26 protein-coding genes are annotated in these 14000 nt (G+C 56.9%); all 26 read right to left on the bottom strand.

Features of this window, described 5'->3' with window-relative positions:
• Window positions 1–12: 12 nt before the first annotated feature.
• Window positions 13–477 carry a bacterioferritin gene (gene bfr / locus NY023_RS02465; protein WP_003257116.1) on the bottom strand — a complete coding sequence of 155 codons (465 nt, stop codon included), beginning with the start codon at window positions 475–477 and terminating at the stop codon, window positions 13–15.
• A 163-nt stretch (window positions 478–640) separates the two neighbouring features.
• Complete coding sequence (locus NY023_RS02460; RefSeq protein WP_013970641.1) at window positions 641–2080, bottom strand: catalase; 1440 nt, start codon at window positions 2078–2080, stop codon at window positions 641–643.
• Window positions 2081–2251: 171 nt separating this feature from the next.
• Complete coding sequence (gene rplQ / locus NY023_RS02455; RefSeq protein ID WP_003255451.1) at window positions 2252–2638, bottom strand: 50S ribosomal protein L17; 387 nt, start codon at window positions 2636–2638, stop codon at window positions 2252–2254.
• Window positions 2639–2680: 42 nt separating this feature from the next.
• Window positions 2681–3682: a DNA-directed RNA polymerase subunit alpha gene (locus NY023_RS02450; protein WP_003255452.1), complete on the bottom strand. Its 1002-nt coding sequence runs from the start codon at window positions 3680–3682 to the stop codon at window positions 2681–2683.
• Between the two features lie 22 nt (window positions 3683–3704).
• Window positions 3705–4325, bottom strand: coding sequence for a 30S ribosomal protein S4 (rpsD, locus tag NY023_RS02445; RefSeq protein WP_003257114.1), 621 nt, complete (start codon window positions 4323–4325; stop codon window positions 3705–3707).
• 15 nt (window positions 4326–4340) lie between these two features.
• Window positions 4341–4730, bottom strand: coding sequence for a 30S ribosomal protein S11 (gene rpsK, locus NY023_RS02440; protein ID WP_003255454.1), 390 nt, complete (start codon window positions 4728–4730; stop codon window positions 4341–4343).
• A gap of 18 nt (window positions 4731–4748) precedes the next feature.
• Entirely contained in the window at window positions 4749–5105 is a 357-nt protein-coding gene (gene rpsM / locus NY023_RS02435; RefSeq protein ID WP_003257112.1) for a 30S ribosomal protein S13, read from the bottom strand.
• Between the two features lie 131 nt (window positions 5106–5236).
• A complete protein-coding gene (gene rpmJ, locus NY023_RS02430; protein WP_002555468.1) occupies window positions 5237–5353 on the bottom strand; it encodes a 50S ribosomal protein L36 in 117 nt (38 codons plus the stop codon).
• Between the two features lie 28 nt (window positions 5354–5381).
• Window positions 5382–6713 (bottom strand): preprotein translocase subunit SecY, encoded by a 1332-nt coding sequence (gene secY / locus NY023_RS02425; protein ID WP_003257108.1) that lies wholly within the window; start codon window positions 6711–6713, stop codon window positions 5382–5384.
• Window positions 6714–7148 carry a 50S ribosomal protein L15 gene (gene rplO / locus NY023_RS02420; protein WP_003257107.1) on the bottom strand — a complete coding sequence of 145 codons (435 nt, stop codon included), beginning with the start codon at window positions 7146–7148 and terminating at the stop codon, window positions 6714–6716.
• A gap of 3 nt (window positions 7149–7151) precedes the next feature.
• Window positions 7152–7328 carry a 50S ribosomal protein L30 gene (gene rpmD, locus NY023_RS02415; RefSeq protein WP_003255463.1) on the bottom strand — a complete coding sequence of 59 codons (177 nt, stop codon included), beginning with the start codon at window positions 7326–7328 and terminating at the stop codon, window positions 7152–7154.
• Window positions 7329–7330: 2 nt separating this feature from the next.
• A complete protein-coding gene (rpsE, locus tag NY023_RS02410) occupies window positions 7331–7831 on the bottom strand; it encodes a 30S ribosomal protein S5 (RefSeq protein WP_003255465.1) in 501 nt (166 codons plus the stop codon).
• Window positions 7832–7834: 3 nt separating this feature from the next.
• Window positions 7835–8185 carry a 50S ribosomal protein L18 gene (rplR, locus tag NY023_RS02405; RefSeq protein WP_009397496.1) on the bottom strand — a complete coding sequence of 117 codons (351 nt, stop codon included), beginning with the start codon at window positions 8183–8185 and terminating at the stop codon, window positions 7835–7837.
• Between the two features lie 10 nt (window positions 8186–8195).
• The gene (gene rplF, locus NY023_RS02400; RefSeq protein ID WP_009681972.1) at window positions 8196–8729 is read right to left on the bottom strand and encodes a 50S ribosomal protein L6; all 534 of its coding nucleotides are present in this window, start codon (window positions 8727–8729) and stop codon (window positions 8196–8198) included.
• Between the two features lie 12 nt (window positions 8730–8741).
• A complete protein-coding gene (gene rpsH / locus NY023_RS02395; RefSeq protein ID WP_009681971.1) occupies window positions 8742–9134 on the bottom strand; it encodes a 30S ribosomal protein S8 in 393 nt (130 codons plus the stop codon).
• Between the two features lie 209 nt (window positions 9135–9343).
• Window positions 9344–9649 carry a 30S ribosomal protein S14 gene (gene rpsN, locus NY023_RS02390; RefSeq protein ID WP_013970638.1) on the bottom strand — a complete coding sequence of 102 codons (306 nt, stop codon included), beginning with the start codon at window positions 9647–9649 and terminating at the stop codon, window positions 9344–9346.
• A gap of 13 nt (window positions 9650–9662) precedes the next feature.
• Window positions 9663–10202 (bottom strand): 50S ribosomal protein L5, encoded by a 540-nt coding sequence (gene rplE / locus NY023_RS02385; RefSeq protein WP_003257095.1) that lies wholly within the window; start codon window positions 10200–10202, stop codon window positions 9663–9665.
• Between the two features lie 20 nt (window positions 10203–10222).
• Complete coding sequence (gene rplX / locus NY023_RS02380) at window positions 10223–10537, bottom strand: 50S ribosomal protein L24 (RefSeq protein WP_013970637.1); 315 nt, start codon at window positions 10535–10537, stop codon at window positions 10223–10225.
• A gap of 11 nt (window positions 10538–10548) precedes the next feature.
• On the bottom strand, window positions 10549–10917 hold the full coding sequence (gene rplN / locus NY023_RS02375) for a 50S ribosomal protein L14 (RefSeq protein ID WP_002555479.1): 369 nt from the start codon (window positions 10915–10917) through the stop codon (window positions 10549–10551).
• Window positions 10918–10940: 23 nt separating this feature from the next.
• Window positions 10941–11207 (bottom strand): 30S ribosomal protein S17, encoded by a 267-nt coding sequence (rpsQ, locus tag NY023_RS02370; protein ID WP_003255478.1) that lies wholly within the window; start codon window positions 11205–11207, stop codon window positions 10941–10943.
• Window positions 11208–11209: 2 nt separating this feature from the next.
• Window positions 11210–11401, bottom strand: a complete 192-nt coding sequence (gene rpmC / locus NY023_RS02365; protein WP_002555481.1) for a 50S ribosomal protein L29 — start codon at window positions 11399–11401, stop codon at window positions 11210–11212.
• Window positions 11401–11814 (bottom strand): 50S ribosomal protein L16, encoded by a 414-nt coding sequence (rplP, locus tag NY023_RS02360; protein ID WP_003255479.1) that lies wholly within the window; start codon window positions 11812–11814, stop codon window positions 11401–11403. Before rplP ends, rpmC begins: the two co-directional genes overlap by 1 nt.
• A gap of 12 nt (window positions 11815–11826) precedes the next feature.
• Entirely contained in the window at window positions 11827–12513 is a 687-nt protein-coding gene (gene rpsC, locus NY023_RS02355; RefSeq protein WP_003255481.1) for a 30S ribosomal protein S3, read from the bottom strand.
• 13 nt (window positions 12514–12526) lie between these two features.
• Complete coding sequence (gene rplV, locus NY023_RS02350; protein ID WP_003103908.1) at window positions 12527–12859, bottom strand: 50S ribosomal protein L22; 333 nt, start codon at window positions 12857–12859, stop codon at window positions 12527–12529.
• Between the two features lie 11 nt (window positions 12860–12870).
• Window positions 12871–13146 carry a 30S ribosomal protein S19 gene (gene rpsS / locus NY023_RS02345; protein WP_003255482.1) on the bottom strand — a complete coding sequence of 92 codons (276 nt, stop codon included), beginning with the start codon at window positions 13144–13146 and terminating at the stop codon, window positions 12871–12873.
• Between the two features lie 16 nt (window positions 13147–13162).
• A complete protein-coding gene (rplB, locus tag NY023_RS02340) occupies window positions 13163–13987 on the bottom strand; it encodes a 50S ribosomal protein L2 (protein WP_015268750.1) in 825 nt (274 codons plus the stop codon).
• Window positions 13988–14000 lie beyond the last annotated feature (13 nt).

The raw sequence follows: 14000 nt of genomic DNA, 5'->3' as shown, positions 1-14000 counted from the left end.
AGCCCCAGCCTTTTACATCTGCGACTGCAGGTAATTCTCGAGGCCAATGGCCTTGATCAGCCCCTGCTGCTTCTCCAGCCAGTAGGTGTGATCTTCTTCGGTATCAGCCAACTGAGCGCGCAGGATGTCGCGGCTGATGTAGTCCTTGTGCAATTCGCACAGTTCGATGCCTTTGCACAGCGCGCCGCGTACCTTGTACTCGAGCTTGAGGTCGGCCTCGATCATTTCCGGCACGGTGCTGCCCACTTCCAGGTCGTCCGCGCGCATGTCAGGGGTGCCTTCGAGCATGAGGATGCGACGCATCAGGGCATCGGCGTGCTGCGTCTCTTCTTCCATTTCGTGGTTGATGCGCTCGTAGAGCTTGGACAGGCCCCAGTCTTCGTACATACGCGAGTGAATGAAGTACTGGTCGCGAGCCGCCAGTTCGCCCTTCAGCAGCGTAACGAGGTAGTTGATTACGTCCGGGTGACCTTGCATCGCCCTGTTTCTCCATGTGAAAACGTCTATGCCACACAGTGTGAACCAGCTTTTGCCTGCGGTCACTGAAAACCGCGCAATTAGAAGCAAAAAATCGGTTAAACAGTAGTGATATTCATTGAAAAACCGCCCAAATGAGGGCGGTTCTTCTTATCACTTCGACTTAGGCGAGATTGACGCCCAAGGCCTTGGCAACCCCTTCGCCGTAGGCCGGATCGGCCTTGAAGAAGTATTGCAGCTGACGCTGGATCACGTCTTCGCTGACGCCTGCCATGGTGCCGGCTATGTTGTTTATCAGCAGGGCTTTCTGCTCATCGCTCATCAGGCGGAACAGCGCGCCGGCGTGGCTGTAGTAGTCGGTATCCTCGCGGTGGTCGTAGCGATCTGCCGAACCATTCAGGGCCAGTGCAGGCTCGGCGTGGCCTGGTGACTGCTTCGGTGCATCGCTGTAGCTGTTGGGCTCATAGTTCGGCGCGCTGCCGTAACTGCCAGCGGCCATGGAACCATCACGCTGGTAGCTGTTGACCGGGCAGCGTGGTGCGTTCACCGGCAGCTGCTGGTGGTTGGTACCCACCCGGTAGCGATGCGCGTCGGCGTAGGCGAATACCCGCCCTTGCAGCATGCGGTCCGGCGACAGGCCAACACCCGGCACCATGTTGCTCGGGCCAAACGCAGCCTGCTCGACCTCGGCAAAGTAGTTGAGCGGGTTACGGTTGAGCTCCAGCACGCCCACTTCAATCAGCGGGTAGTCCTTCTGCGACCAGGTCTTGGTAACGTCGAAGGGGTTTTCGTCGCGGCTGGCAGCCTCGGCTTCGCTCATCACCTGGATGCATACGGTCCAGCGTGGGTAATCGCCCCGCTCGATGGCTTCGAACAGGTCGCGCTGGGCGTAGTCTGGGTCAGTACCTGCCAGGCGCGCAGCATCTGCCGGTGCGAGGTTCTTGATGCCTTGCTGGGTCTTGAAGTGCCATTTGACCCAGGTGCGTTCACCCTTGGCATTGATCAGGCTGTAGGTATGGCTACCGAAGCCGTGCATGTGGCGGTAGCCGTCCGGAATGCCGCGATCGGAGAACAGAATGGTGACCTGATGCAGCGCCTCGGGAGAGTGTGACCAGAAGTCCCACATCATCTGAGCGTTCTTCAGGTTGGATTGTGGGTGACGCTTCTGGGTGTGGATAAAGTCCGGAAACTTCAGTGGGTCGCGGATGAAGAACACCGGCGTGTTGTTGCCGACGATGTCCCAATTGCCTTCCTCGGTGTAGAACTTGACGGCAAAACCACGGGGATCGCGCTCGGTATCAGCGGAGCCACGCTCACCACCAACGGTGGAGAAGCGCAGGAAGGTTTCGGTCTGCTTGCCAACCTGTTCAAACAACTTGGCACTGGTGTAATCGGTGATATCGCGGGTGACGGTAAAGGTGCCGTAGGCGCCCGAGCCTTTTGCGTGTACGCGGCGCTCAGGAATGTTCTCGCGGTTGAAGTGGGCGAGCTTCTCGATCAGGTGGAAGTCATCGAGCAGCAGCGGGCCGCGCGGGCCGGCGGAACGGGAATTCTGGTTGTCTGCTACAGGTGCACCGCTGGCGGTGGTGAGAATCTTGCTCATGGGCTCTCCTTATCGGTCTTCAAGCGCCGGCTAATCGGCTCTGGGAGAGTATTGACGAGCAAGGTTACAAGAACAAATGCATTACATGACTTGAATCAATAGAAATAAACAATACATCTTAAAACAAAAAACCGGGCACTAGGCCCGGTTCTTTGTAGCAGACAGAACGTCTTACTCAGCAGCTTCTACAGCACCGCCGACCGGACGATCAACCAGCTCGACGTACGCCATAGGAGCGTTGTCGCCAGCGCGGAAACCGCACTTCAGGATGCGCAGGTAGCCGCCCTGACGGGTGGCGTAACGCTTGCCCAGGTCGTTGAACAGCTTGCCAACAGCGGACTTCGAACGGGTACGATCGAAGGCCAGACGGCGGTTAGCTACGCTGTCTTCCTTGGCCAGGGTGATCAGCGGCTCGGCAACGCGGCGCAGTTCCTTGGCTTTCGGCAGGGTGGTTTTGATCAGCTCGTGCTCGATCAGCGACACTGCCATGTTCTGGAACATAGCCTTGCGGTGAGAGCTGGTACGGCTCAGGTGACGTCCACTTTTACGATGACGCATGATTCATTCCTTACCAAACACTACGTTCGGTGATTACGACGATCAGGCGGTCGCCTTGTCGTCTTTCTTAAGACTTGCAGGCGGCCAGTTGTCGAGGCGCATGCCGAGAGACAGACCACGAGAGGCCAGGACGTCCTTGATTTCAGTCAGGGACTTCTTGCCCAGGTTAGGAGTCTTCAACAGCTCTACTTCGGTACGCTGAATCAGGTCGCCGATGTAGTAGATGTTCTCCGCCTTGAGGCAGTTGGCCGAACGTACAGTCAGTTCCAGGTCGTCAACCGGACGCAGCAGGATCGGATCGATCTCGTCTTCCTGCTCGACTACGACAGGCTCGCTGTCACCTTTGAGGTCGACGAACGCGGCCAGCTGCTGTTGCAGGATGGTCGCAGCGCGGCGGATAGCCTCTTCAGGATCCAGGGTGCCGTTGGTTTCCAGATCAATGACCAGCTTGTCCAGGTTGGTACGCTGTTCAACACGGGCGTTCTCGACCACATAGGCGATACGACGCACCGGGCTGAACGAAGCGTCCAACTGCAGACGGCCAATGCTACGGCTTTCGTCTTCGTCGGTTTGACGGGAGTCGGCCGGCTCGTAACCACGACCACGAGCTACAGTGAGCTTCATGTTCAGGGCGCCGTTCGACGCCAGGTTCGCGATTACGTGATCGGGGTTGACGATCTCGACATCGTGATCCAGCTGAATATCGGCAGCGGTAACCACCCCCGAACCCTTTTTCGACAAGGTCAGCGTAACTTCGTCACGACCGTGCAGTTTGATAGCCAGGCCTTTCAGGTTCAACAGGATTTCAATGACGTCTTCCTGAACACCTTCGATCGCGGAGTACTCGTGGAGTACGCCGTCGATCTCGGCCTCGACTACTGCACAGCCAGGCATGGAGGACAACAGGATGCGGCGCAGCGCGTTGCCCAGGGTATGGCCGAAACCACGCTCGAGAGGCTCGAGCGTAATCTTGGCGCGGGTCGGACTGACTACCTGCACATCAATGTGGCGGGGAGTCAGGAACTCATTTACCGAAATCTGCATGGATGCACCTATTTTCTAGCCCTTACTTGGAGTAGAGCTCGACAATCAGGTTCTCGTTGATGTCGGCAGACAGGTCGCTGCGAGCAGGAACGTTCTTGAAAACGCCCGACTTTTTAGCAGCATCCACGTCAACCCACTCAACGCGGCCACGCTGGGCGCACAGTTCAAGGGCTTGAACAATGCGCAGCTGGTTCAGCGACTTCTCGCGAACCGCGACCACGTCACCCGGACGAACTTGGTAGGATGGAATGTTTACAGTCTTACCGTTGACGCTGATCGCTTTGTGCGAAACCAGCTGACGGGACTCGGAACGAGTCGAGCCGAAGCCCATACGGTAGACGACGTTATCCAGACGGCACTCGAGCAGTTGCAGCAGGTTCTCACCGGTTGCGCCTTTTTTCGAGGCTGCAGCCTGGTAGTAACCGCGGAACTGGCGCTCCAGAACACCGTAGATACGACGAACTTTTTGCTTCTCGCGCAGCTGGGTACCGTAGTCGGACTGACGGCCACGGCGCTGGCCGTGGATACCTGGGGCTGCTTCGATGTTGCACTTCGATTCCAGAGCGCGAACGCCGCTCTTCAGGAACAGGTCAGTGCCTTCACGACGAGACAGTTTGCATTTTGGACCAATGTAACGTGCCATTTATCTGTCTCCTGATTACACGCGACGCTTCTTCGGCGGACGGCATCCGTTGTGCGGGATTGGCGTCACGTCGGTGATGCTGGCGATCTTGTAGCCGCAGCTGTTCAGTGCACGAACGGCGGACTCACGACCTGGACCTGGACCCTTGACGTTTACGTCGAGGTTCTTCAGACCGTATTCCAGCGCAGCTTGACCAGCACGCTCAGCAGCGATCTGGGCTGCGAACGGGGTGGATTTGCGCGAACCACGGAAACCCGAACCACCGGAGGTCGCCCAGGACAAAGCGTTGCCCTGACGGTCGGTGATGGTCACGATGGTGTTGTTGAAAGAGGCATGGATGTGGGCGATGCCATCAACCACTGTCTTTTTGACTTTCTTACGAGGACGAGCAGCAGGTTTTGCCATGTCTATATTCCTGGGCGATTACTTGCGGATCGGCTTACGCGGGCCCTTACGGGTGCGTGCGTTGGTCTTGGTGCGCTGACCGCGAACCGGCAGACCTTTACGATGACGCAGGCCGCGATAGCAACCCAGGTCCATCAAGCGCTTGATCTTCATGTTGATGTCACGACGCAGGTCACCTTCGGTGGTGAACTTCGCGACTTCGCCACGCAGGGTTTCGATTTGCTCGTCGCTCAGATCCTTGATCTTAGCGGCTGGGTTTACACCAGCGTCTGCACAGATCTTCTGTGCAGTAGTGCGACCGACACCATAGATGTAGGTCAGCGAGATAACAGCATGCTTGTTATCTGGAATGTTGACGCCTGCAATACGGGCCATTCAGTGGGACTCCAATTGACAGCTACCTACGCCCCGGAAGCCAAGAAATAGGGCGCGAGATAATATCGCTGTAGAAACGAATAATCAACCCAGCAGCACACTAGCTGCTGGGTTTGAAGCGCAGATCACACTCAGCCTTGGCGCTGTTTGTGACGCGGTTCCGCGCTGCAGATCACTCGTACGACGCCTTCGCGACGGATGATCTTGCAGTTACGGCACAGCTTTTTCACCGATGCACGAACTTTCATTACCGACTCCTCGAACCTTAGGGGCGTATCAGCGCAGCAGACCGCTGCCACCGTAGCCTTTCAGGTTGGCTTTCTTCATCAGGGATTCGTACTGGTGCGAAACGAGGTGCGATTGTACTTGGGACATGAAGTCCATCACAACCACTACCACAATCAGCAACGAGGTCCCGCCAAGGTAGAACGGCACATTTGCTGCCACCACCAGGAACTGGGGCAGAAGGCAGACGGCCATCATGTAAAGAGCACCGAACATGGTCAGACGGGTCAGAACGCCATCAATGTAGCGTGCCGACTGCTCACCAGGACGGATACCCGGAATAAAGGCACCGGACTTCTTCAGGTTTTCCGCTACGTCTTTCGGGTTGAACATCAGCGCTGTGTAGAAGAAGCAGAAGAAAATGATCCCTGCACTAAACAGCAGAATGTTCAACGGCTGACCAGGAGCGATCGACTGCGAGATGTCCTGCAGCCAGCCCATACCTTCGGACTGACCGAACCAGGCACCCAGCGAAGCCGGGAACAGCAGAATGCTGCTCGCGAAAATGGCCGGGATAACCCCCGCCATGTTCACCTTCAGCGGCAAGTGGCTGGTCTGCGCAGCGAAGACCTTGCGGCCCTGCTGACGCTTGGCGTAGTGAACGGCGATACGACGCTGACCACGCTCAATGAACACCACAAAACCGATAATCGCTACTGCCAGCAAACCGATAGCGACCAGGGCGAAAATGTTGATATCGCCTGTGCGCGCAGACTCGAAAGACTGCCCGATTGCTCTCGGAAGACCGGCAACGATACCCGCGAAGATCAACATCGAGATACCGTTGCCCACACCGCGCTCGGTGATCTGCTCGCCCAGCCACATCATGAACATCGCGCCTGCCACGAAGGTGGAGACGGCAACGACATGGAAGCCCAGGCCTACAGAAAACGCCACGCCCTGGTTGGCCAGGCCAATGGACATGCCAATGGCTTGAACCAGTGCCAGGATAACGGTGCCGTAGCGGGTGTACTGGCTGATCTTGCGACGGCCAGCTTCACCTTCCTTCTTCAACTGTTCCAGTTGCGGGCTGACCGCCGTCATCAGCTGCATGATGATCGATGCCGAGATGTACGGCATGATCCCCAGTGCAAAGATGCTCATGCGCTCAAGCGCGCCACCGGAAAACATGTTGAACAAGCTAAGAATGGTCCCCTCATTCTGCCGAAACAGATCCGCCAGACGGTCTGGATTGATGCCAGGAACCGGGATATGCGCACCTATCCGATAGACGATGATCGCCATGAACAGAAAGCGCAGACGAGCCCAGAGTTCCGACATCCCGCCCTTACCGAGCGAAGAGAGAGCACCTTGCTTAGCCATTTATTCCTCGAACTTGCCGCCAGCTGCTTCGATAGCCGCACGCGCACCCTTGGTGGCTGCGATACCCTTGATGGTGACTGCGCGAGTGACTTCGCCAGACAGCATGATTTTCACGCGCTGTACGTTCTGGCCGATCACGTTGGCATCCTTCAGGGATTGCACGGAGATCACGTCGCCTTCCACCTTGGCCAGCTCGGACAGACGCACTTCGGCGCGATCCATGGCTTTCAGGGAAACGAAGCCGAACTTCGGCAGACGACGGTGCAGCGGCTGTTGACCGCCTTCGAAGCCAGGAGCGATCGAACCACCCGAACGGGAAGTCTGACCTTTGTGGCCACGGCCGCCGGTCTTACCCAGACCGCTACCGATACCACGACCTGGACGATGCTTCTCGCGACGGGAACCCGGCGCTGGACTCAGATCATTGAGTTTCATCGATTAACCCTCGACCTTCAGCATGTAGTAAGCCTTGTTGATCATCCCGCGGTTTTCGGGAGTATCCTGGACTTCTACAGTGTGACCGATGCGACGCAGACCCAGGCCCTTAACGCACAGCTTGTGGTTAGGCAGACGGCCCGAGACGCTCTTGATCAGCGTTACTTTTACGGTTGCCATGATCAGAAGATCTCCTCGACGCTCTTGCCGCGCTTGGCAGCAATGGATTCAGGAGATTGCATGGCTTTCAGACCCTTGAAGGTGGCGTAAACCACGTTCACTGGGTTGGTCGAACCGTAGCACTTGGCCAGAACGTTCTGAACACCAGCAACTTCCAGGACAGCACGCATTGCGCCACCGGCGATGATACCGGTACCTTCCGAGGCAGGCTGCATGTAAACCTTCGAGGCGCCGTGGGCAGCCTTGGTGGCGTACTGCAGGGTGGTGCCCTTCAGGTCAACCTGGATCATGTTGCGGCGAGCAGCTTCCATGGCTTTCTGGATCGCGGCAGGTACTTCGCGCGATTTGCCACGGCCGAAGCCAACACGGCCTTTACCATCACCTACCACGGTCAGCGCGGTGAAGGTGAAGATACGGCCGCCTTTTACGGTTTTGGCAACGCGGTTAACTTGAACCAGCTTCTCGATGTAGCCTTCGTCGCGCTTTTGATCGTTATTTGCCATAACTTAGAACTCCAGCCCGCCTTCACGAGCAGCATCGGCCAGCGCTTTGACGCGGCCATGGTACTTGAAGCCGGAACGGTCAAAGGCAACTTGAGATACACCGGCGGCTTTCGCACGCTCAGCTACCAGCTTGCCAACCTTAGTGGCCGCGTCGATGTTGCCAGTGGCGCCATCACGCAGTTCTTTGTCCAAGGTCGAGGCGCTTGCCAGAACCTTGCTGCCGTCGGCCGAAATGACCTGGGCGTAGATGTGCTGCGAGGAGCGGAACACGCACAGGCGCACGACTTCGAGTTCGTGCATCTTGAGACGTGCTTTGCGAGCGCGACGCAGTCGAGTAACTTTTTTGTCGGTCATTTGCTAGGCCCTACTTCTTCTTGGCTTCTTTACGACGGACTACTTCGTCCGCGTAACGCACACCCTTGCCTTTGTAAGGCTCTGGCGGACGGAAGTCGCGGATTTCAGCGGCCACCTGACCCACCAGCTGCTTGTCGATACCCTTGATCAGGATGTCGGTCTGGCTTGGGGTTTCAGCGGTGATACCGGCTGGCAGTTCGTAGTCCACTGGGTGCGAGAAGCCCAGGGCCAGGTTCAGGACGGTGCCCTTGGCCTGTGCCTTGTAACCAACACCGACCAGCTGGAGCTTGCGCTCGAAGCCTTGGCTTACGCCCTGGACCATGTTGTTCACCAGAGCGCGGGTGGTACCGGCCATGGCGCGAGCTTGCTGGTCACCGTTACGAGCGACGAAACGCAGCTCGCCAGACTCTTCGGTAACTTCAACAGACGAGTGAACGTTCAGTTCGAGAGTGCCTTTGGCACCCTTCACCGAAAGCTGCTGGCCGGCGAATTTGACTTCGACGCCTGCTGGCAGCTTAACGGGGTTCTTAGCGACGCGAGACATGCCTATCTCCCCTTAGAACACTGTGCACAGAACTTCGCCGCCGACACCGGCAGCGCGCGCAGCGCGATCAGTCATCACACCTTTGTTGGTGGAGACGATAGACACGCCCAGACCGCCACGTACTTTCGGCAGTTCTGCGACGGACTTGTACTGGCGCAGGCCTGGACGGCTGGAGCGCTTCAGTTCCTCGATGACCGGACGGCCTTCGAAGTACTTCAGTTCGATCGACAGGGAAGGCTTGGCCTCACCAGTTACCTGGTAGCCGGCGATGTAACCTTCGTCTTTCAGAACTTTGGCAACCGCGACCTTCAGGGTGGAGGAAGGCATGCTTACGACGGACTTTTCAGCCATCTGGGCATTACGGATGCGAGTTAGCATGTCCGCTAACGGGTCCTGCATACTCATGGGCTAGATGCTCCTGATACAAGAATTATTAGCCTTGCGGCTATCACAACCACCCGAGCGGACAGGGCAAAAAACCCAGGCTCAGGTGAGCCGGTCATTCTAGACACAAGGTAGAAACGAAACAAGCCCCATATAGGGGCTTGTTTGTTGGCGAGGTCACCGGCGGTCGGAAGATTGCTCCCCTTCCGCCGGGATCCAGCCTGCAGCGATTACCAGGAGGCCTTGACCAGACCTGGTACGTCACCGCGCATTGCAGCTTGACGCAGCATGTTACGGCCCAGGCCGAACTTACGGTATACACCGTGAGGACGACCGGTCAGGCGGCAACGGTTGCGCAGACGCGAAGCGCTGGCATCACGTGGCTGCTTCTGCAGGGCGACAACGGCAGCGAAACGCTCTTCAGGAGAGGCGTTCAGGTTGACGATGGTCGCTTTCAGCTCGGCACGCTTCTTGGCGTACTTGGCTACCGTGAGCTGACGCTTCAGCTCGCGGTTTTTCATGCTCTTCTTGGCCATTTTCCTACTCCAATCAGTTGCGGAACGGGAACTTGAAAGCACGCAGCAGAGCGCGGCCTTCGTCGTCCGAACGAGCAGTGGTGGTCAGGGTGATGTCCAAACCGCGCAGAGCATCGATCTTGTCGTAGTCGATTTCCGGGAAGATGATCTGCTCTTTCACGCCCATGCTGTAGTTGCCACGGCCATCGAAGGACTTGGCATTCAGGCCGCGGAAGTCGCGAACCCGAGGCAGGGAGATCGCCAGCAGGCGGTCCAGGAATTCGTACATCTTGTCGCGACGCAGGGTCACCTTGACACCGATCGGCCAGCCTTCACGGACTTTGAAGCCCGCGATGGATTTACGAGCGAAAGTCACTACCGGCTTTTGACCGGTGATCTTTTCCAGGTCGGCAACAGCGTGCTCGATGACTTTCTTGTCGCCGATCGCTTCGCCCAGACCCATGTTCAGGGTGATCTTGGTAACGCGCGGAACTTCCATCACGTTCGACAGCTTAAGTTCTTCCTTAAGCTTAGGAGCGATTTCGTTCCGGTAAATCTCTTTCAGTCGTGCCATGGTCTTCTACCTAGCAGTGTTCAAGCATCAACCGCTTTTTGGGTCGACTTGAAGACACGAATTTTTTTACCGTCTTCTACTTTGAAACCAACGCGGTCAGCCTTGTTGGTTTCGCCGTTGAAGATGGCAACGTTGGAAGCGTGCAGAGGCGCTTCTTTTTCGACGATACCGCCCTGTACGCCCGCCATCGGGTTAGGCTTGGTATGACGCTTGACCAGGTTCACACCACCAACAACCAGACGGTTGTCAGCCAGAACCTTCAGCACCTTACCGCGCTTACCTTTGTCTTTGCCGGCGATCACGATGATCTCGTCGTCACGACGAATCTTTTGCATGTCGGATCTCCTTACAGCACTTCAGGGGCGAGCGAGACGATCTTCATGAACTTCTCAGTACGAAGTTCACGGGTCACTGGCCCGAAGATGCGAGTGCCGATCGGCTCTTGCTTGTTGTTCAGCAGAACAGCAGCGTTGCCGTCGAAACGAATGATGGAACCGTCAGCGCGACGAACACCGTGACGGGTGCGCACGACAACAGCAGTCATCACTTGGCCTTTCTTGACCTTACCGCGCGGAATTGCTTCCTTGACGGTTACTTTGATGATGTCACCGATGCCGGCGTAACGGCGGTGCGAACCGCCGAGTACCTTGATGCACATGACGCGACGAGCGCCGCTGTTATCGGCCACATCGAGCATGGATTGAGTCTGAATCATAAAATTTCTCCGACCCCTAGCCCTTAGACTTCAACAGCGCGTTCGAGGACTTCAACCAGTGCCCAGGACTTGGTCTTGGCCAGCGGACGGGTTTCACGGATGGAAACCTTGTCGCCGATCTTGCACTGGTTGGCTTCGTCGTGCGCGTGCAGCTTAGTCGAACGCTTAACGTATTTACCGTAGATCGGGTGCTTTACGCGACGCTCGATCAGAACGGTGATGGTCTTGTCCATTTTGTCGCTGACGACACGGCCAGTCAGCGTACGGACGGTTTTTTCAGCTTCAGCCATGATCACTTACCTGCCTGCTGGTTGAGCACAGTTTTCACGCGAGCGATGTCACGCTTAACTTGCGAGAGCAGGTGCGACTGCCCCAACTGGCCAGTTGCTTTCTGCATACGCAGATTGAACTGGTCGCGCAGCAAGCCGAGCAGTTGCTCATTCAGTTGCTGTGCCGATTTTTCACGAAGTTCATTCGCTTTCATCACATCACCGTCCGCTTAACAAAGGAGGTGGCGAGAGGCAGCTTTGCAGCAGCCAGGGCGAAAGCTTCGCGCGCCAGCTCTTCAGAAACACCCTCGATTTCATACAGGACTTTGCCTGGCTGAATCTGGGCAACCCAGTATTCCACGGAACCCTTACCTTTACCCATACGAACCTCGAGAGGCTTCTTGGAGATCGGCTTGTCCGGGAACACACGGATCCAGATCTTACCGCCACGTTTTACGTGACGGGTCAGCGCACGACGTGCGGACTCGATCTGGCGAGCGGTGAGGCGACCGCGAGCAACAGCTTTCAGGGCGAATTCGCCGAAGCTGACTTTGCTACCGCGCAGTGCCAGACCACGGTTGTGGCCAGTCATCTGCTTGCGGAATTTTGTACGCTTTGGTTGCAACATTTGGCGTACCCCTTACTTAGCAGCTTTTTTACGAGGCGCTGGTGCTTGTGGTTTCAGTTCTTCTTGGCGACCACCAATAACTTCGCCTTTGAAGATCCAAACCTTCACACCGATCACACCGTAAGTGGTGTGAGCTTCGTAGGTGTTGTAGTCGATATCGGCACGCAGGGTGTGCAGAGGCACACGACCTTCGCGATACCACTCGGTACGAGCAATCTCAGCACCGCCGAGACGACCGCTCACCTGGATCTTGATGCCCTTGGCACCAATACGCATGGCGTTCTGTACGGCGCGCTTCATGGCGCGACGGAACATTACGCGGCGTTCCAGCTGCTGAGCTACGCTCTGCGCAACCAGCATAGCGTCGAGTTCCGGCTTGCGGATCTCTTCGATGTTGATGTGCACAGGCACACCCATCTGCTTGGTCAGGTCCTGACGCAGCTTCTCGACATCTTCACCTTTCTTACCGATAACGATACCGGGACGAGCGGTGTGGATGGTGATGCGTGCAGTTTGAGCCGGACGATGAATATCGATACGGCTTACGGACGCGCTTTTTAGTTTGTCCTGGAGGTACTCACGCGTTTTCAGATCCTTCAACAGGTAATCTGCGTAAGTAGCACCGTCTGCGTACCAGACGGAGGTGTGCTCCTTGACGATTCCCAGGCGAATGCCAGTGGGATGTACTTTCTGACCCATCTGATCGACTCCGTTACTTGTCCGCAACCTTGACAGTGATATGGCAAGACCGCTTGACGATGCGATCAGCACGGCCTTTGGCACGTGGCATGATGCGCTTCAGCGAACGCCCTTCGTTGACGAAGACGGTGGAGACCTTCAGGTCATCAACGTCTGCGCCTTCGTTGTGTTCGGCGTTGGCAACGGCCGACTCGAGGACTTTCTTCATGATTTCAGCGGCTTTTTTGCTGCTGAAGGCCAACAGGTTGAGCGCTTCGCCCACCTTCTTCCCGCGGATCTGGTCGGCGACCAAGCGGGCTTTCTGGGCGGAGATGCGAGCGCCCGACAACTTAGCGGCTACTTCCATTTCCTTACCCCTTAACGCTTGGCTTTCTTGTCAGCCACGTGCCCGCGATAGGTGCGGGTACCGGCGAACTCGCCCAGTTTGTGGCCGACCATGTCTTCGTTCACCAGAACTGGGACATGTTGACGACCGTTGTGTACCGCGATGGTCAGACCGACCATTTGTGGCAGGATCATCGAACGGCGCGACCAGGTTTTAACTGGCTTGCGATCGTTCTTCTCCACCGCCACTTCGACCTTCTTCAGCAGGTGAAGATCGATAAAAGGACCTTTTTTCAGAGAACGTGGCACTGTCGTATCCCTCTAGTTACTTGCGACGACGGACGATCATGTTGTCGGTACGCTTATTACCACGGGTCTTCGCACCCTTGGTTGGGAAGCCCCATGGCGATACCGGATGACGACCACCGGAGGTACGACCTTCACCACCACCATGCGGGTGGTCAACCGGGTTCATGGCAACACCACGAACGGTTGGGCGAACGCCGCGCCAGCGTTTGGCACCAGCTTTACCCAGCGAACGCAGGCTGTGCTCGGAGTTCGAGACTTCGCCCAGGGTCGCACGGCACTCAGCCAGTACTTTACGCATCTCACCGGAACGCAGACGCAGAGTCACGTAGACGCCTTCACGAGCGATCAGCTGAGCCGAAGCACCAGCGGAACGAGCGATCTGAGCACCTTTACCCGGCTTCAGTTCGATGCCGTGAATGGTGCTACCTACTGGGATATTGCGCAGCTGCAGGGAGTTACCGGCCTTGATTGGGGCCAGGGCACCTGCGATCAGCTGGTCGCCAGCGCTCACGCCTTTAGGGGCGATGATGTAGCGACGCTCACCGTCTGCGTAGCACAGCAGGGCGATGTGAGCAGTACGGTTCGGGTCGTATTCGATACGCTCGACAGTGGCTGGAATGCCATCTTTGTCGTTGCGACGGAAGTCGACCAGACGGTAATGCTGCTTATGACCACCACCAACGTGACGAGTGGTGATGCGGCCATTGTTGTTACGACCACCAGACTTCGATTTTTTCTCGATCAGCGGTGCGTGAGGAGCGCCTTTGTGCAGCTCCTGGTTGACCACCTTGACCACGAAACGGCGGCCAGGGGAAGTCGGTTTGCATTTAACGATTGCCATGATGCACCCCTTC

Source organism: Pseudomonas sp. NBB (assembly GCF_032701105.1).
GTDB classification, from domain to species: Bacteria; Pseudomonadota; Gammaproteobacteria; order Pseudomonadales; family Pseudomonadaceae; genus Aquipseudomonas; species Aquipseudomonas asiatica.
The sequence above is the reverse complement of the archived record's forward strand: the minus strand, read 5'-3'. Positions and strand labels throughout refer to the sequence as shown.